An 18,291-nucleotide genomic window follows, 5' to 3' on the forward strand; every position below is an offset into this window, starting at 1 on the left:
GCGTAGATTTGCGGCATGGGACGTCGCGTGTTTCTTGCCTTGGTTCTGTGGCTCTTGGCCAGCCTGTCGGCTTTGGCCGAGGCGGTCCCGCGCGAGGTGCTGGCCGAACATGTCTTTGCGCCGATGGGCCTGGGCGAGCAGATCGGCGAAAACGGTGTCTACGAGTTGCTGAATTCCGGCGGGGCGCATGCGGGGTACGTCTTTCAGACCGAACCGATGGCCCCCCTGCCCGGCTTTTCCGGCGCCCCGATCAACGTGCTGGTGGTGCTGGACCTCGAAGGCCGGTTCCTGGATGCCAAGCTGCTGGGCCACAACGAACCGATCTTCGTCTCGGGTCTGGGCGAAGCGCCGTTCCACGCCTTTTTCGAGCAATATCGCGGCCATTCGATTTCCGACAGCCTGGTGGTCGGCACGCCCTATGGCGGCGCCAGCAGCGGCAGCGGGCTGGTCTATCTGGATGGCGTGACCAAGGCGACGGCGTCGGTTCGCATCGCGCATGAATCGATCCTGGCCGCCGCCTTGCAGGTGGCGCGCGAAAAGATGGGCGGGATCGCCGCCGGACCGCCCGCCGCGCCCAACCCCGAAGTGACCGAGACGCATGACTGGGACAGCCTGGTCGAACAGGGCCTGATCCGCCGCACCACCGTCAGCAATGCCGAGGTGCAGGCGCTGTTCGAAGGCACGGTCTGGGATGACGATGACCCCGAGGCGCTGGACGACCCCGATGCGCCCTACCTGGATCTCTGGGTGGCCGACCTGGGGCCGCGGTCGATCGCCCGCGCGCTGCTGTCGCCCGACACGCTGGAGCAACTGGACGCCTTCATGTCGGTCTCGACCTTCGACGAACCGATCCTGCTGGTGGAAACCGGCCGGCATGGCCTGGTGTCCGAGGATTTCGTGCGCAACACCGCGCCCGATCTGCTGGGCGCGGAACAGGGCGGATTCCCGGTGGCGCTGCGCGATGCCGATCTGTTCGTCGAACTGGCCGAGGGCGTGCCGGATGCATTGCATGACGGCGTGGCGATGATCCTGCGCACCGACCGGCGGCTGGGCTTCGACCCGGCCAGCCCGTGGATGGTGACGGCCGACGTGGTGCGCGAACACGGCATGTTCCAGCCCGAGATCGGATCGGTCACGCTGCGCGCCGAACACGCCACGCCGGAACGGTTCTTTGTCCGCCCCGAGCCGGTGCAACGCCTGACCCCGTTCCAGGAAGCGCTGCGGGCGCGCCAGACCGACCTCGTGATCCTGGCGGCCGGTCTGATGCTGTTGCTGCCGCTTTTGCTGTTCGCGCAAGGCCGGTTGGCGGGGGCGCCGGGCTATACGCCGCTGCGGCTGGGCTTTCTGGCGGCGATGCTGGGCTTTGTCGGCTGGTGGGGTCAGGGTCAACTGTCGATCGTCACGCCGCTGGCGGGGTTGCAGACGGCGATGGCGGGCGGATCCTATGCGTTCCTGCTCTACGATCCGTTCTCGCTGCTGGTCTGGGGCGCGGCGATCCTGGGTTTCGTGCTGTGGGGGCGCGGGCTGTTCTGCGGCTGGCTGTGCCCGTTCGGGGCGATGCAGGAATTCGCCCACCATCTGGGCCGGCTGCTGCGCCTGCCACGGTGGGAGCCGTCGCGCGCCTGGGACCAGCGGCTGAAATGGCTGAAATACGTCGCGCTGGCGGGGCTGGTCGCGGTGACCCTGTTCGCGCCGTCCCACATGGACAAGGCCGCCGAGATCGAGCCGTTCAAGACCGCGATCACCACCTTCTTCGTGCGCGAATGGTATTACGTTGCCTATGCCGCGGGCTGGCTGGTGCTGGGCATGGTCACCTTCAAGGGCTTCTGCCGCTACCTCTGCCCGCTTGGTGCGCTGATGGCGATCGGTGGCGCGCTGCGGCTGCGGCGCTGGATTCCGCGGCGGGTGGAATGCGGATCGCCCTGCCAGCTGTGCCGGGTGAAATGCCAGTACGGCGCGATCCGCAAGACCGGCGAGATACAGTATAACGAATGCTTCCAGTGCCTTGATTGCGTGACCATCCATGACGACGCGACGCAATGCGTGCCGCTGGTGCTGAAAGGCCGCGCCGGCAGCCGTGCGCCGCGCCTGACAGGCCATCCCAACCAGGTGCCGGTGACATGAGGCGCCGTCGGTTCCTGGCACTGGCGGCGGCCTTTGCCTGTGCGCCGGGCCTTGCCCGGGCCGAAACCTGGCGCGGTTTCGCGCTTGGTGCCGAGGTGTCGGTGACGTTGGAAGGCCCGCCGCGGGAAACCCACCGCACGCTGGCCGATATCCCGGCGATGCTCGACCGGATCGAGGACCTGTTCAGCCTGTACCGCGAGACATCCAGCCTGTCGCGGCTGAACGGCAGCGGACATCTGCGGCGCCCGGACAAGCGGTTCCTGGCGCTGATGCGGCAGGCGGACGCGGCGCATCGGCTGACCGGCGGGCTGTTCGATCCGACCGTGCAACCGCTTTGGCACGCCCATGCCACGGGCGCAGATACCGCCTGGGCGCAGTCGCTGGTGGCCTGGCGGCGGGTGCGGTTCGACGCGGCGGGGATCGTTCTGGGCCGCCACCAGGCCCTGACCTTCAACGGCATCGCGCAGGGTTACGCCACCGACCTGGTCTGCGACCTGCTGCGCCAGCGTGGTTTCACCCGGACGCTGGTGGATATCGGCGAACAGGCGGCCCTGGGCGGGCCCTACCGGCTGGGGCTGGCCGATCCGGTCTTCGGCGCGGTCGGTCAGCGCAGTGTGACCGACGGCGCGATCGCCACGTCCAGCCCCGGTGCTTTGCGGCTTGGCACCGCGCATCACATCCTGGGACCGCATGGCGAAGACCCGCTTTGGTCCACGGTATCGATCGAGGCGGCAAGCGCCACGCTGGCCGATGCCCTGTCGACCGCGGCCGTTTTCATGCCGCTTGAGCGCCTGCAAAGGCTCAAGGCCGACGCCGCGCTGACGCGGATCACGGTGATCGACGCGTCAGGCCGTCTGCGCAGCCTGTGACTGTCAGTACAGGCCGCCCGAGCTGAGCGTTCCGAAGCTGGCCTTGGGGGCCACCTGCACCTTGCGCCCGGTCGAGGTGGTGACGGTGCGACCGGCGTCCAGGCCACCGGGGTTGATCCGCTCGAAATCGCCGGAAATGGCAAAGCCGCCGTCGAACTGGATGCCGAAGATCGGCTCTTCGCCCTCGCGGAAGCATTCCGCCACGACGTTCTCGCCGGTGGCGCCGTCCGACAGGCGCGCGCCGGTGAAGCGATCGATATTGATGAACTGGCATTCTTCGGGCACGCGGAACTTGCCGCCGCCGTATTTCTGCACCGCCGTCTGCATGAACTGGTTGAAGACCGGGCCGCACAGGCCACCGCCCGAGGCGCCTTCGCCCAGGCTGCGGGGCGTGTCGAAACCGATATAGCAGCCTGCCACGATATTCGACGTGAAACCGACGAACCAAACGTCCTTGGCGTCGTTGGTGGTGCCGGTCTTGCCGGCGGTCGGCACCGGCAGGTTGACCGTGCGCCGCGCGGTGCCGCGATCGACGACGCCCTGAAGCATCGTGGTCAGCTGGTAGGCGGTGACGGCGTTCATCACCCGTTCGCGCTGGTTGACGATGCGCGGGCTTTGACCCGGCGCGATGTTCGCATCGGTGCAATCGACGCAGACCCGCCGGTTGCCTTCTTCGGCATCGTGGCTGTAGACGGTCTGGCCGTAGCGGTCCTGCACCCGGTCGACCAGCGTCGGTTCCACCCGTTCGCCGCCATTGGCGAACATCGCATAGGCCGCGACGATCTTGAACAGCGTGGTTTCGTCCGACCCGAGCGCGTTGGCCAGCACCCGGCCCATGTTGTCGTAGACGCCGAATTTCTCGGCGTAGCGCGCCACCGTGTCCATGCCGACCTCTTGCGCGAGACGGATGGTCATCAGGTTGCGCGATTGTTCGATACCGGTGCGCAGGGGCGTGGGTCCGTAGAACTGGTTGGACGCGTTCTTGGGCCGCCAGATCCCCTGCGGCGTGTCGATCTCGATCGGGGCGTCGACCACGATGGTCGCCGGGGTATAGCCGCTGTCCAGGGCGGCGGCGTAAACGAAGGGCTTGAAGCTGGACCCCGGCTGGCGCAGCGCCTGGGTGGCGCGGTTGAACACCGAATGCTGGTAGGAAAACCCGCCCTGCATCGCGATCACCCGGCCGGTATTGACGTCCATCGCCATGAAGCCGCCCTGCACCTGCGGCACCTGGCGCAGGCTCCAGCGCAGGAATTGCCCGCCTTCGGTGTATTCGCGGACATGGATCACGTCGCCGGGTTCGAAATTGTCGAACAGGTTGCCGCTGAACCAGCTGGTATCGCTGCGCGGTACGGTCATGCCGCGCGGATCGCCGAGGGTGAAATTCTCGATCCCGATCACCAGTTCCTGGTCGCGCACCTCGCGCACCACCGCCACCAGCCACGGCCCGTCGAGGTCGATGTCGCGGGCCACCCGGACATCGGCCAGCGCCGCCCGCCAGGCGGTTTCGTCCGCCAGCGTCTCGACCGGGATCGTCTTGCCGGTGCCGCGCCAGCGACCCAGCGACCGGTCGTAGTTTTCCAGCGCCCGGCGCAACGCCTTGGCGGCTTCGACCTGCATGGACGGGTCCAGCGTCGCGCGGACCGAATAGCCGCCGGAAAAGAACTGGTCTTCGCCGAAATCCTCGGACAATTGCCGGCGGATCTCGTCGGTGAAATAGTCGCGCGGCGGCAGGGCGCGCTGATAGGGTTCGAAATCGCCGTTCTGGACCGATTTCAGCGGCGTGGCGATCTCGGCCTCGTAGGTGGCACGGTCGATATAGCCGTTCTCGTACATTTCCTTGAGCACGAAGTTGCGCCGGGCGACCAGGCGTTCCTTCTGCCGGACCGGATGGTAGTCCGAGGGCGCCTTGGGCAGAGACGCCAGAAAGGCCGCTTCGTGCGGTGCCAGTTCGTTCAGCGTCTTGTTGAAATAGGTCTGCGCCGCGGCTGTCACGCCATAGGAATTCTGACCGAGGAAGATTTCGTTCAGATACAGCTCGAGGATCTTTTCCTTGCTCAGCGCCTGTTCGACGCGGGCGGCAAGAATGATTTCCTTGATCTTGCGTTCGGCGCGGCGATCGCCGGAGAGCAGGAAGTTCTTCATCACCTGCTGGGTGATCGTCGAGGCGCCGCGCACGTCGCGTCCGCGCGACTGCACCGCCTGCACCGCGGCCGCGGCGATGCCGCGCACGTCATAGCCCTTGTGATCGTAGAAATTCTTGTCCTCGGCCGAGATGAAGGCCTGCTTCACCAGATCCGGGATTTCGTCTGCGGGCGTGAACAGGCGGCGTTCCTGCGCGAACTCGTCGATCACCTGGCCTTCGGTGGAATAGATCCGGCTGATCGTCGGCGGCGTGTATTGCGCCAGGCTGTCATGGCTGGGCAGGTCGCGGCCATACATCCAGAACACCGCGCCGACGGTCAGGGCGACCATCATCGTGCCCAGGGTCAGGACGCTGAAAATCGCGCCGAAGAAGGAAAAGATGAACCGAGTCACGGTCGCTCCCACAGCATAAGCCGGGCTTCATTATACCCGCAGGGATGGGGCGTCAAAACACAACGTGGCGACGGGGGCCAAACCGGCCCTGCCCCGCTCATTGCCGCCGCAGACGCGCCAGCGCGGCGTCTTCCAGTGCCCAGGCCGCGATGCCGTCGCGAATGCCTGCCGCCATGCCCGCCCGCCAGGCCGGGTCCTGCAGGTTCTTGAGGTCGTGGTCGGTCGACAGGAACCCCACCTCGATCAGCACCGACGGGATATCGGCGGCCTTGAGAACGGAAAACCCGGCCTGCCGCAACGGGCGTTTGTGCACGTGTCCGAGCGCGTTGTCGATGCCGTCGATCAGGTGCCGCGCCAGCGCCTGCGACCGTGGCGTGTTGTCGAGCCGCGCCAGACCCATCAGCACCTGCGCGACGGTGTCGTCCGATTGCGTGAGATCCACGCCCGACAGCAGGTCGTCTCGGTCGTGCCGTTCGGCCAGCGCGGCCGAAGCGGCGTCGCTGGCCTCTTCGGACAAGGTGTAGACCGACGCGCCATGCGCCACCCCTTCGGCCAGCGCGTCGGCATGCAGGCTGACGAACAGGTCGGCGCCGGCCTCGTGCGCGGCGGCCACGCGGCCTTCGAGCGATACGAAGGCGTCGGCATCGCGCGTCAGGCGCACGTCGAAGCGCCCGGTCCGCATCAGAACGTCGCGCAATTCGCGGGCGAACAGCAGCATCAGGTCGGCTTCGGTCACGTCACCGCGCTGTGCGCCGGGGTCGATGCCGCCATGGCCGGGGTCCAGCATGACGACCAACCGGCCGTCGCCGCCGGTGGTTGCGGGTTCGGCGCGCGCGATGCGCGGCAGGTCCCATGTCGGATCGGCCGGCGCGCCGGCGCCGGCGTCGAACGCGGCACGGTCGATACCGCGCAGGCTGACCGACAGCCGCGCCTTGCCGCTGGTCTTGTCGATGTTCAGCGCGGCCTTGTCGATGGCCATCGGTTCGGCCAGTTCGGCCACCAGCCGCGACCAGCCCGACATCAGCGGCCCGGCGCGCATCGCGGCGATCCGGGGGCTGGTGCCGAAGGTCGCGGGATCCAGCCCCGACCAGTCGACCTGGCGGAAATCGATGACCAGCCGGTCGGGCCCGGTCAGAGTATAGGCCCGCCACGGCACGCCCTGGCTCAGCTCGAGCGCGATCTCGGTACGCCCCCACAGCGTGTCGGACACCGCACCGGCCTCGGCGCGCGCCAGCGCCGTCGGCGCCTGCGCAGCCGCCAGTCCGGCCCAGAGGGCCATAACGAGGGTCAGTAGAAGCCTGCTCATGCTCTTGTCCTGCGCGCGTCGCGCGATTGGCGGCAGACTAGCATGCAGAACGCGGGATTCGCACCCCTGATGGACGGGGAAAGACGACTACCCGCGCGCCGCCATGAAGGCCGCCAACCGCGCCAGCCCTTCCTCGATATCGGCGGTGGCGCGGGCATAGGAAAACCGCAGCGTGCCGGCGCCGCGCTCGGGGTCGAAATCCAGCCCCGGCGTCACCGCGACGCCGGCATGTTCCAGGATTTCGGCGGCGAAGGCGCGGCTGTCGTCGGTCAGATGGCTGACATCGGCATAGACGTAGAAGGCGCCGTCGGGTGGCGCCAGGCGGTCGAACCCGGCCTTGGGCAACCCCTCCATCATCAATGCGCGGTTGCGGGCGTAGACCGCCATGTTGGCCTGCAATTCCTCGGTCGCGTCCATCGCCGCCAGTGCCGCGACCTGCGCGGCATGGGGCGCGCAGATGAACAGGTTCTGCGCCAGCCGTTCGATCTGGCGGATATTGGCCTCGGGCACGACCAGCCAGCCGACCCGCCAGCCGGTCATGCTGAAATACTTGGAGAACGAATTGATCACGCAGACATCGTCGCTGATCTGCAGCGCACTGACCGCCTTCGCCTCGTATTCGATGCCGTGGTAGATCTCGTCGGAAAAGAACGCCGCACCGCGGTCCTGCGCACTGCCGATCAGCGCGGCCAGCGCGGCGCGATCCAGCATCGTGCCGGTGGGATTGGCGGGTGAGGCCACCATCAACCCCTGCCAGTCCAGCGCGGTCAGGTCGTCCGGCACCGGTTGCAGGCGGTTTCCCGCCGAGGATTGCACCTCGACCGGCACCAGGTCGAGCGCGCGCAGGATCTGGCGGTAGGACGGATAGCCCGGCGCGCCAAGCGCCACCCGGTCGCCGCCGTCGAGGAACGCGGTGAAGGCCAGGATGAAACCGCCCGAAGATCCCGGCGTGACAACCACCCGGCGCGGGTCCAGATCGACACCGTACCATTCGCCGTAAAGCCTTGAAATCCTTTGCCGCAGGGCGGGCAGCCCCAAAGCCACGGTATAGCCGAGCGGGTCGGACTGCATCGCCCGGGCCAGCGCGTCGCGGGCGGCTTGCGGTGCCGGTGTGCCGGGCTGGCCCACTTCCATGTGGATGATGTGACGGCCGGCCTCCTCGGCCTGCCGGGCCGCTTCCATGACGTCCATCACGATGAAGGGATCGACGGCGCCGCGCCTTGAGTTCCGCATCCTGACCTCTCTATTGTGCCCCCGACGGCTTACGAGCGAAGCGGAACCCACGTCAATGATCCTTCCCCGGCTATTCGCCCTGACGGTCGGCCTGTGGCTGATGATGGCGTATCCCTTGCAGGCGGGCGTCACGCTGTTGCGCGATGCCGATATCGAGTATTCGCTGCGCCAACTGGCCGATCCGGTATTGCGTGCCGCAGGGCTCAGCCCGAACCAGGTGCAAATCCTGGTGATCGACGACAACACGCTGAATGCCTTCGTCGTCGACACGCAGCGCATCTTTCTGCATTCCGGCCTGATCCTGAAGCTCAAGACCGCGGCCGAGTTGCAGGCCGTGATCGCGCACGAGGCCGCACATATCACCAACGGCCATATCACCCGCCGTCTGGGCAACATGCGCGCTGCGCGCAATGCCGCGGGGCTGGGGCTGATCCTGGCCGCCGCGGCCGGTGCCGCGGCCGGAGGCGAGGCCGGTGGCGAGGTGGCCGCAGGCATCGCCATCGGATCGCAAAGCTCGGCCCTGCGGCTGTTCCTGTCGCATACCCGCGCCGAAGAAGCGTCGGCCGATATCGCCTCGGTTCGCTACCTTCTTCGTGCCGGCGTCGATCCCGCCGGTGCCGTGGCGGTACAGGAGCTGTTTCGCGGGCAGGAGGCGCTGTCGGTCAGCCGCCAGGACCCCTATATGCGCACGCATCCCTTGACCAGCGACCGGCTGCGCGCGCTCAAGGGGCTGGTGGCCGGCCATACCGGCCAGGCCGTGCAGGACGGCGCCGCGAATTACTGGTTCGCCCGTATCCAGGGCAAGCTGTCGGCCTTTTCGCGTGCGCCGAACTGGACCCTGCGGCGCGCCAAGGACAGCGCCAGCCGCGACATCGCCCTGATGCGCGAGGCAGTGGCCCATCACCGCCAGTCCAACCTGTCCAAGGCGCTGCCCGCCATCGACGCCGCGCTGGCCCTGCGGACCAAGGATCCCTACCTGCTGGAACTCAAGGGCCAGATCTTGCTGGAATCGCGCCAGTTCGAGGCGTCGGCGCAGGTCTATCGCGCCGCCGCCGCCATGGCCCCGCGCGAGGCGCTGATCCTGGGGGGCTACGGCCGCGCCCTGCTGGCGGTCGGGCGCTATTCCGACGCGCTGAACGTGCTCGAACAGGCGCGCAACCGCGATTTCGGCGATGCCCGGATCCTGCGCGACCTGGCGGTCGCCTATGCGCGCAGCGGCCAGAACGCCATGGCATCGGTCGTCACCGCGGAACGCTATGCGCTGCAAGGGCGTCTGGATGACGCGGAAATCCACGCCAAACGCGCCGAAGGCGCGCTGCCGCAGGGGTCCGGGCCATGGCAACGGGCGCAGGATGTGCTAGATGCTGCGCGGCGGGCGAAGCGGCGCTGAAACAACGGGAAAGGCAAGAACGATGACGGGCACGACGAACAAGACCGGTTTTCTGGCGCTGGCGCTGGCGGGATTTCTGGGCAGCGCGGCGCTGGCCTCGGAAACCGCGCCGGTTATCGACTTCGACGCGATGACAGACGAACAGCGACAGGCTTTCGGAGCCCAGGTGCGCGCCTATCTGCTGGAAAACCCGCAGGTCATCATGGAAGCGGTCGCGGTGCTGGAGCAGCAAGAGGCCGAGGCGCAGGCATCCGCGGACGTGTCGCTTGTGCAGGACAACGCCGCGGCCCTGTTCGATGACGGGTTTTCCTGGGTCGGCGGCAATCCCGACGGCGATATCACCATCGTCGAATTCATCGACTATCGCTGTGGCTATTGCCGCCGCGCCCATCCCGAAGTGACCGAACTGATCGAAAGCGATGGCAATATCCGTTTCGTCGTCAAGGAATTCCCGATCCTGGGCGACGCATCGCTGGTGTCGTCGCGCTTTGCCATCGCGACGCTGATCACCGCCGGGCCGGACGCCTACAAGGCGGTGCACGAGGCGCTGATCGCACTGGAAGGCGCGCCGAACGAGGCGACGTTGCAGCGCATCGCGGACACGATGGGTCTGGATGCGAACGCGATCATGGCCGAGATGGAAAGCCCCGAGGTCGCCCGCCGCATCGACGAGACCCGCGCGCTGGCACAGAGGTTGCAGATCAATGGCACGCCCAGCTTCGTGATGGGCGAACGCATGGTGCGCGGCTACGTGCCGCTGGACGGGATGCGCCAGATCGTGGCAGGCGAGCGCGGCTGAGCCAGTGGTGCGCATCGCGCTGGTCCTTGTGGTCGCGGCAAGCGCCGCGGCGGCCGAGACCGGTGACCGTGGCAGCCTGCGCGATCGCTTGCAGGCCCTGACGGCGCCAGCTGGTCCGGCGCCGTCCGTGACCGATGCCTATGCCGAAGAAATCGCCGCCGATCTTGGGCGGATCGGGGCGCGATACGACGCGCTTTTCGGACCCGAAGATGCAGCGATCGCCCTGTTCATCGGTCCGGATTGCCCGACCTGCGAAACCGCCGCCGACGAGCTCGACGCGGTTGTGCAGCGTCTTGGCCTGCACGCGACGGTGATCGATGCGGGCACGCCCGACGGCGCGGCCTTGCTCGGCGATCTCACGCTCGACACCGTGCCGTCCTACGTCATGCCCGACAGGCTGATCCGCGGGCACATGCCGGATTTCGTGTTGGAGCGCTATCTTCGGGCCGCGCGCTAGGCGCCTATTCCGCTGCCTGGGCCTCGGATGCCTGTGCCTCCAACTCGGCCGCCTTCTTCTCGACCTGCTCGACGATGTGGTCGATCATCTGGTCGTTCGACAGTTTGTGGCTTTGTTTGCCCGCCAGATAGACCATGCCGGCGCCGTTGCCGCCGCCGGTAAAGCCCACATCGGTCATCAGCGCCTCGCCCGGGCCGTTCACCACGCAACCGATGATCGACAGCGACATCGGCGTCTTTATGTGTTCCAGCCGCTTTTCCAGCGCCTCGACCGTCTTGATCACGTCAAAGCCCTGCCTTGCGCAGGACGGGCAGGAAATGATGTTCACGCCGCGATGGCGCAGGCCCAGCGATTTCAGGATCTCGTAGCCGACCTTGACCTCTTCGACCGGATCAGCCGACAGCGACACGCGTATCGTGTCGCCGATGCCCATCCACAGCAGGTTGCCCAGGCCGATTGCCGACTTGATCGTGCCGGTCATCAGCCCGCCGGCCTCGGTGATGCCCAGGTGGATCGGTGCGTCGGTGGCCTCGGCCAGGGCCTGGTAGGCGGCGGCGGCCATGAACACGTCGGATGCCTTGCAACTGATCTTGAACTCGTGAAAATCGTTGTCCTGCAGGATCTTGATGTGATCCAGCCCGCTTTCCACCATCGCGTCGGGACACGGCTCGCCGTATTTGTCCAACAGGTGTTTTTCAAGGCTGCCGGCGTTCACCCCGATCCGGATCGAACAGTTGTGGTCGCGGGCAGCCTTGATGACCTCGCGCACGCGGTCCTGGTTGCCGATATTGCCGGGATTGATGCGCAGGCACGCGGCGCCCGCCTCGGCCGCCTCGATCCCGCGCCTGTAGTGGAAATGGATGTCCGCGACGATCGGTACCGGGCTTTCGCGGACGATCTCGCGCAGCGCCCTGGACGACGCTTCATCCGGAACCGACACGCGGACGATATCGGCGCCTGCCTCGGCCGCGGCCTGGATCTGCGCGATGGTGCCCGGAACATCGGTGGTCACGGTGTTGGTCATCGTTTGCACCGATATCGGCGCATCGCCGCCCACGGGCACCGACCCGACCATGATCTGGCGCGACTTGCGGCGGTAGATGTTGCGCCAGGGGCGGACGTGATTGAGGCTCATCGGCGTCTCCGGAAGGCCATGTGTCAGGAAAACCTTACACCCTGCCCAGAGTTCTGGCCAGACAGGGCGTCGGTCCGGTTCGTCCGAGAGGTAGCGCCGCGATCGCGCCGGTTCAACCGGCGCTTGGCCGCAGTCAGTTCTGATCGGCCGGGGCGGCGACGGCCCCCAGTTCGGCGACGGTCTTGGCCAGCGTGGCGTTGATGGCAGGGTCTGTCGCGGCGAACTGCGTTGTGACGGTATCGACCGATAGCGCCAGGTTGTCCGCAACCTGGCCGTTGCTGCCGTAGGGCCCGTAGGTCTGGCCGTTCACGGCGAAAAAGATCGCACCCGCATCGCCGGTGCGGATCGTCGGCGCCTGTTCCATCTGCGGCACGGTGTATACCTCGCCCGGCTGCATGATGGTCTCGTGGACCGTCGCGCCGCTGGCGGATTTCACCCGCACCCAGGCTTCGCGCACTGCGACGATCGTGACCGCAGGCTGGCCGTCTTCGTAGACCTTCGGCGGCACGGTCGGGCCGGTGGCGACGACGGTCTGTTCGGGGGTGTTCAGCATGTGCCCGAGATCGGCCAGCACGCGCGACAGATCCGATCCTTCGGGCGCCTCGGCCTCGGCATAGCGCCCCACCAGTTCGGCCGCATCGAGCGGCAGATTCGCAGTGACCGAACCGCGCGGACCGGCCGGCCCCAGAACCTTGCCTTGCGCGGCGAAGTAGAGCGCGCCGCTTTCGCCGACCTGCACCCGAGGGGCAGCGGCGGTGGCGGGTACCGGCCAGGTATCGCCGGCGTTCAGGATGCCCTCGCGCAGCACGGCGCCGTTGTCGTCGCGCACCCGGATCCACACCGGCCGCACCGCGACCAGTGTCACACCGGCATGTTGTTGCAGCACGGATGGCGCCGGATCGGCGCGGTCCTGTGCGGCCAGGCGCTGCGCTTCGTCGTGGCGCCCGTTCCAGACCGACCCGTCCGGCTGTCCGGCACGGGCGAAGACCCCCACGCTTTCGGGGTCGAGGGTCGAGATCGGCGCGTCGCGGGCCACCAGCACCGGCACGTCCAGCGCCTGCGGCCGGTAGAGACGGTCGAAGGCTTCGGTTGTTGGCGGCGTAAAGACGCCGGCCGCCGCGGGCGCTTCGGTTCCCTCTGCGACGGGGGTTTCGGAAGGGCTGTTCAGCGGGTCCAGATCACTGAGGACGATCGGCGTCTGTTCGACCGGCGCGACCTGCACGCGCTGCACTTCCTGCAGCACGAACCATCCGCCATAGCCGATGCCCGCAACCAGACCCAGCAACACGAGCGTCGATCCGATCGCGCCCGGTTCGATCCGCGACAGCACGCTGTCGGCCTGCGGGGCGAACGGCAACTTGCCGTCGGTAAAGGGATCGCGCGCCTTGGGGCGCGGCGGCTGATCGGGATCGGAAGGCTTGCGGATGGTCGACGCCTTTTGCGACATGCCATGCGCGACGGAAAATCCGCTTTCGGCGCAGAACTGGGCAAAGGCTTCGTCCGGGTTCAGGTCCAGGTACCGGGCGTAGGATCGGACATAACCGGCGATGAATCCGGGGGTGTCGAACGCCGAAGGATCGCAGTTTTCGATCGCGGCGATGTAGCTGGCCTTGATCCGCAATTCCCGCTGCACATCCAGCAGCGATTTGCCCATGGTGGCGCGTTCGCCGCGCATGATGTCACCCAGGCGCAGATCGAAATCGTCAAAGCTGCGCAGCTTTGCGTCTTCCACATCGGGTTTCTTGTCGGATTTACGCCCGATCATTCCTGCCGTCCCTCGACCCCGAACACGTGCCTCGGCTCTGCCCCTATCGCACCTACAACGATTCGTGCAGGGCTTTTATTGCGGGCAGAGTACCACAGACAGGGGGAAAAGACAGGTTTTACCGGCTCATGCACTGAGTTCGGCGCGATTCAGCGCACAGTGGGACCACAGCGCATCCATCGCCTTGACCAGCTTGTCCATCTCGCCCGGGCCGTGCACCGGCGACGGGGTAAAGCGCAGACGCTCGGTCCCGCGGGGCACCGTGGGGAAGTTGATCGGTTGCACATAGATGCCATAGCGATCCAGCAGCATGTCGCTGAGTTTCTTGGTGTGCACCGGGTCGCCGACGATCACCGGCACGATATGGCTGCCGTGGTCGATCAGCGGCAGGCCCATGCCTTTCAGCCGGGTCTTCAGGATCGCCGCACGTTCCTGGTGCAGGTCGCGCAGCTTTTGTCCCTCGGATGTCTTGAGAAACGCCACCGAGGCCGCCGCGCCTGCGGCCACGGCCGGCGGCAGCGAGGTGGTGAAGATGAAGCCGGGCGCATAGGACCGGATCGCATCGCACATCTTGTACGAGGCCGCGATATAGCCGCCCATCACGCCATAGGCCTTGGCCAGCGTGCCGTTGATGATGTCGATGCGGTGCATCAGCCGGTCGCGTTCGGCCACCCCCGCCCCGCGCGGGCCGTACATGCCGACGGCGTGAACCTCGTCGATATAGGTCAGGGCGCCGAATTCGTCGGCCAGGTCGCAGATCGCCTCGATCGGGCCGAAATCGCCGTCCATCGAATAGATCGATTCGAAGGCGATCAGCTTGGGCGCGGCCGGGTCGTCGGCCTCGAGCTTGGCGCGCAGATCGGCCAGATCGTTATGCTTGAAGATGCGCTTGGCGCCGCCGTTGCGGCGCACGCCTTCGATCATGGATGCGTGGTTCAGTTCGTCGGAATAGATGATGAGGCCCGGAAACAGCTTGGGCAGCGTCGACAGCGTCGCGTCGTTGGCGATATAGGCCGAGGTGAACAGCAGCGCCGCTTCCTTGCCGTGCAGATCCGCCAATTCGGCCTCGAGCCGCTTGTGATAGACCGTCGTCCCCGAAATGTTGCGCGTTCCGCCCGAACCCGCGCCGGTGGCGTCGATGGCCTCGTGCATCGCGCTCAGGACCGCCGGATGCTGGCCCATGCCCAGATAGTCGTTGCCGCACCAGACGCTGATCGGAGCCTCGGTGCCGTCGGGCTTGCGCCAGGTGGCGTGCGGGAACTGGCCCTTCTTGCGCTCGATATCGATGAATGTGCGGTAACGGCCTTCCTCGTGAAGGCGGTTGAGCGCGGTGTCGAGTTTCGCGGTGTAGTCCACCGGGGCCTCCTTCGATCAGTGGGCCGCCGTCGGAATGAGCCGGTTCCGGCGGCCGGATGCGGCACAGACCCGCATTCAAGTTCGTGAATAGCTAGCGGGCAGGCCGTTTCATGTCCACCGTTTCTAGGGAGACCTTCGGTCGCAGCCTTGATCTGGGTCAACCCGAAAGGCGCGATTTTTCGGGGGCAGGTTTCCCATACTGTCCGGATCGAGCCGAAACAGGTAAAATTCCCGCATATTTTCCAGTCGACCCTTCCGATCGCGAATTTTCGCCCCGACCGCTTTTTCCTTTTGCAAGGCTTTGCCATGACGCTTTTTGCCATTCCCACGCCAGGAATCCTCAGCCTGATTCTGATGACCGCGCTTGGCTATGCCGTCGCCACGGTCGGGATGAAAATCACGGCGACCGGGCAGATCTGGCTGGGCGTCGGGCTGTGCGCGCTAGGCTTCTTCGCCGCATTCCTGGCCGAAATCGTCCTGCTGCGGCGCTTCGACCTGGCGCTGGTCTATGTGGTCATCATCGCCGCAGAAACCGCGCTTGTCCTGGGATACGCGTTCTGGATCGGCGAAGGCTTCGGCCTGCGCCAGACCTTTGGCGCGACGCTGGTTCTGCTGGGGCTGCTGGTCGTCACGCACTAGGGTCTGGACAGCGCCGGACGGGTTGCTACGCTCCGCGCGACCATCCCGGAGACATGACCATGCGCCTCGACGCCGTACTGGCCCGTATCGATTCCGACCTTCCCGCCGCCATTGACCGCCTGTTCGAATTGCTGCGCCTGCCCTCGATCTCGACCGACCCGGCCTATGCCGCGGATTGCGACCGCGCGGCGGATTGGCTGGTGCGCGATCTGGCCAGCATCGGCATTGACGCGTCCAAACGCACGACGCCCGGCCATCCGATGGTGGTGGGCCATGTGCCGGGCGACGGCCCGCATGTGCTGTTCTACGGCCATTACGACGTGCAGCCGGTCGACCCGCTGGCGCTGTGGCACCGCGACCCGTTCGATCCGGCGATCGAGGACACGCCCAAGGGCCGCGTGATCCGCGCCCGCGGCGCATCCGATGACAAGGGCCAGCTGATGACCTTTGTCGAGGCCTGCCGCGCCTGGAAGGCGGTGCACGGCACCCTGCCCTGCCGCCTGACATTCCTGTTCGAGGGCGAAGAGGAATCCGGTTCGCCCTCGCTGGTGCCGTTTCTCAAGGACAACGCCGACGAACTTCGGGCCGATCTGGCGCTGATCTGCGACACCGGGCTGTTCGAAAGCCGCGCGCCCGCGGTCATCACCATGCTGCGCGGGCTGCTGGGCGAAGAACTGACGATCACCGGCCCCGACAAGGACCTGCATTCGGGCATGTATGGCGGTGCCGCGATGAACCCGATCCGGGTGCTGACGCGCATATTGGGCGGGCTGCATGACGATGCCGGGCGCTGCGTGGTGCCGGGCTTCTACGACGGGGTGCCCGAACTGCCCGATGATATCGCGGCGCAATGGCAGGCGCTGAATTTCGACCATGCGGCGTTCCTGGGCGATGTCGGCCTGTCGCAACTGGCCGGTGAGCAAGGGCGCAGCGCGCTCGAGATGCTCTGGTCGCGCCCCACCGCCGAGATCAACGGCATCTGGGGTGGCTATACCGGCGACGGGTTCAAGACGGTGCTGCCGTCCAGGGCTTCGGCCAAGGTCAGTTTCCGCCTGGTCGGCCAGCAGGACCCGCACGCGATCCGCGACGCGTTCCGCGCCTGGGTCACGGCGCAGCTGCCACCGGATTGCCAGGTGTCCTTCACGGGCCATGGTGCCTCGCCCGCCTCGCATATCGACACCGGCCACGCCGCGTTCGAAGCCGCCCGCACCGTGCTGGCCGAGGAATGGGGGGTGCCCGCGGCCTTTGCCGGATGCGGCGGTTCGATCCCCATCGCGGGGTACTTCAAGACCCATCTGGGCATGGACGCCATGCTGGTCGGCTGGGGCAAGGACGACGACCAGATTCATTCGCCGAACGAAAAATACGACGTCGAAAGCTTTCACAAGGGCATCCGCAGCTGGGCACGGATCCTTGCCGCGCTTTCTGACTGACCATCCGGCAGGGACAAGCGGCCCGGTCGACCCAAGCGATGTCGAGGAGAGACGGCATGATCGATCATTCCGGGATCAGCGTCGCGGATTTCGAAGCGGCCCGCGGCTTTTATGACGCCGCCTTTGCGCCGTTGGGCGCCCGGCTGCTCATGCAGGTGCCCATGGCGCATACCGGCGGCGTCCGCGTCGTCGGGTATGGCCGCGAACGGCCAGTCTTCTGGCTGACCGAAGGCGCGCCGCAGCAACCGCCCTGCCATGTCGCCTTTACCGCCGCATCGCGCGACGAAGTCGACGCGTTCCACAAGGCGGCATGCGCGGCCGGTGGCCGCGACAACGGCCCTCCGGGTCTGCGCCCGCATTACCACGCGGATTACTACGGCGCCTTCGTGCTGGACCCCGACGGCAACAACATCGAGGCGGTCTGCCACAAACCGGGCTGATCGGACCGGCGCTCAAAGGTGCCGCCGCCTTAAACCTTAAGATGATTCGCGCCGGGACAGCCGCTTGATCGTGGTCGCGGCGCCTTCGATGAAAATTGACGGCATTAATGTGGCGGTAATCATGGTTAACGTGGCGTCATGCTTGGGAAATGTGGCACGACTTGGCCAAGCGATCCCTAACCCTGCCGCAATCCCATCGTAAACCTTACCGCATGAAACGTTCATTCCGTAAGCAAACCCAGGATGACTTCCGCCAGCGCGTCAAGCGCATCGATCCCGTGTATGCGGGTGGTGGTCTCGTGCCTGCCAAGGACACCACGCCGCGCCGTCCGGTTCTTTCGGTGCTGATGGGGTTCGCCTGGGTCTATATCGTCATCACCGTCGCGAACAATCGCGACACGATCGAAATCTCGCTGACGCAGGGCGCGCTCGACCCCAGGTTGCACAGCTGGGTCTTCGGCGCGCTGGCGGCGCTGCTGATGATCTCGGCGGTGATGCTGGGCATCCACGTGCTGCGGTTCTTCGCGAAATCCGCCGCCAAGCGTGGCAACTCGGGATCGGTCCTGGCCGGAGCGCTTGGCGCGGTGCTGCTGATCTACACGCCTCCGGGCGTTTGGGATGCGGGCTTCCGGATGCTGGACAGCAATTCCCGCGGCGTGCTGCAATCGGCGACCCAGACGCTGGGCGACGCGTTGCCGGGCGTCGATTTCAACAAGGCGATCTTCGTCTCGTCGCGCGGCTGATCCCGTACGACCGACCTGTCGAAAAGCGGCGCGACCCCCGGTCCGCCGCTTTTGTCTTGCCTGCCGC

At 66.6% G+C, this 18,291-nt stretch carries 15 protein-coding genes; 9 read left to right on the forward strand and 6 right to left on the reverse strand.

Translation table 11 applies throughout. The features are described from left to right. The first annotated feature begins 15 nt into the window (after positions 1-15). Both KUH32_RS14665 and KUH32_RS14670 read left to right on the forward strand, forming a co-directional pair. On the forward strand, positions 16-2,124 hold the full coding sequence (locus KUH32_RS14665) for a 4Fe-4S binding protein (protein ID WP_217779344.1): 2,109 nt from the start codon (positions 16-18) through the stop codon (positions 2,122-2,124). Next, the gene (locus KUH32_RS14670) at positions 2,121-2,993 is read left to right on the forward strand and encodes an FAD:protein FMN transferase (RefSeq protein WP_217779345.1); all 873 of its coding nucleotides are present in this window, start codon (positions 2,121-2,123) and stop codon (positions 2,991-2,993) included. Before KUH32_RS14665 ends, KUH32_RS14670 begins: the two co-directional genes overlap by 4 nt. Positions 2,994-2,996: 3 nt before the next feature. Here KUH32_RS14670 and KUH32_RS14675 read toward each other — a convergent pair whose 3' ends face one another. The 3 genes from KUH32_RS14675 to KUH32_RS14685 all read right to left on the reverse strand — a co-directional run bounded on the left by KUH32_RS14675 (position 2,997) and on the right by KUH32_RS14685 (position 8,067). Then, a complete protein-coding gene (locus KUH32_RS14675; RefSeq protein ID WP_217779346.1) occupies positions 2,997-5,528 on the reverse strand; it encodes a penicillin-binding protein 1A in 2,532 nt (843 codons plus the stop codon). 97 nt (positions 5,529-5,625) lie between these two features. Further along, positions 5,626-6,834, reverse strand: coding sequence for an N-acetylmuramoyl-L-alanine amidase (locus KUH32_RS14680; RefSeq protein WP_217779347.1), 1,209 nt, complete (start codon positions 6,832-6,834; stop codon positions 5,626-5,628). An 87-nt stretch (positions 6,835-6,921) separates the two neighbouring features. Next, complete coding sequence (locus KUH32_RS14685; RefSeq protein ID WP_217779348.1) at positions 6,922-8,067, reverse strand: pyridoxal phosphate-dependent aminotransferase; 1,146 nt, start codon at positions 8,065-8,067, stop codon at positions 6,922-6,924. Positions 8,068-8,122: 55 nt separating this feature from the next. Between KUH32_RS14685 and KUH32_RS14690 the strand changes: the two genes are divergently transcribed. The 3 genes from KUH32_RS14690 to KUH32_RS14700 are packed head-to-tail and all read left to right on the forward strand — an operon-like array spanning position 8,123 to position 10,713. Continuing rightward, positions 8,123-9,457, forward strand: a complete 1,335-nt coding sequence (locus KUH32_RS14690) for a M48 family metalloprotease (protein ID WP_217779349.1) — start codon at positions 8,123-8,125, stop codon at positions 9,455-9,457. Between the two features lie 22 nt (positions 9,458-9,479). Then, entirely contained in the window at positions 9,480-10,256 is a 777-nt protein-coding gene (locus KUH32_RS14695; RefSeq protein WP_217779350.1) for a DsbA family protein, read from the forward strand. Positions 10,257-10,263: 7 nt separating this feature from the next. Then, positions 10,264-10,713, forward strand: a complete 450-nt coding sequence (locus KUH32_RS14700) for a hypothetical protein (RefSeq protein WP_348541124.1) — start codon at positions 10,264-10,266, stop codon at positions 10,711-10,713. Positions 10,714-10,717: 4 nt separating this feature from the next. On the opposite strand, the gene ispG is transcribed toward KUH32_RS14700, so the two are convergent. The 3 genes from ispG to hemA all read right to left on the reverse strand — a co-directional run bounded on the left by ispG (position 10,718) and on the right by hemA (position 14,969). Next, positions 10,718-11,848, reverse strand: a complete 1,131-nt coding sequence (ispG, locus tag KUH32_RS14705; RefSeq protein WP_217779351.1) for a flavodoxin-dependent (E)-4-hydroxy-3-methylbut-2-enyl-diphosphate synthase — start codon at positions 11,846-11,848, stop codon at positions 10,718-10,720. Between the two features lie 133 nt (positions 11,849-11,981). Continuing rightward, complete coding sequence (locus tag KUH32_RS14710; RefSeq protein WP_217779352.1) at positions 11,982-13,613, reverse strand: helix-turn-helix domain-containing protein; 1,632 nt, start codon at positions 13,611-13,613, stop codon at positions 11,982-11,984. A gap of 126 nt (positions 13,614-13,739) precedes the next feature. Next, entirely contained in the window at positions 13,740-14,969 is a 1,230-nt protein-coding gene (hemA, locus tag KUH32_RS14715) for a 5-aminolevulinate synthase (protein WP_217779353.1), read from the reverse strand. A gap of 306 nt (positions 14,970-15,275) precedes the next feature. Here hemA and KUH32_RS14720 point away from each other — a divergent pair, with 306 nt between their 5' ends. From KUH32_RS14720 to KUH32_RS14735, 4 genes are all read left to right on the forward strand, one after another. Further along, a complete protein-coding gene (locus tag KUH32_RS14720; protein ID WP_217779354.1) occupies positions 15,276-15,608 on the forward strand; it encodes a 5-aminolevulinate synthase in 333 nt (110 codons plus the stop codon). A gap of 59 nt (positions 15,609-15,667) precedes the next feature. Then, positions 15,668-17,041 carry a M20/M25/M40 family metallo-hydrolase gene (locus KUH32_RS14725; RefSeq protein WP_217779355.1) on the forward strand — a complete coding sequence of 458 codons (1,374 nt, stop codon included), beginning with the start codon at positions 15,668-15,670 and terminating at the stop codon, positions 17,039-17,041. Between the two features lie 56 nt (positions 17,042-17,097). Then, complete coding sequence (locus tag KUH32_RS14730; RefSeq protein ID WP_217779356.1) at positions 17,098-17,481, forward strand: VOC family protein; 384 nt, start codon at positions 17,098-17,100, stop codon at positions 17,479-17,481. Between the two features lie 212 nt (positions 17,482-17,693). Beyond that, on the forward strand, positions 17,694-18,224 hold the full coding sequence (locus tag KUH32_RS14735) for a hypothetical protein (RefSeq protein ID WP_217779357.1): 531 nt from the start codon (positions 17,694-17,696) through the stop codon (positions 18,222-18,224). The last annotated feature ends 67 nt before the right edge of the window (positions 18,225-18,291 follow it).

This window comes from Thalassococcus arenae (genome assembly GCF_019104745.1).
Lineage (GTDB): Bacteria > Pseudomonadota > Alphaproteobacteria > Rhodobacterales > Rhodobacteraceae > Thalassococcus_B > Thalassococcus_B arenae.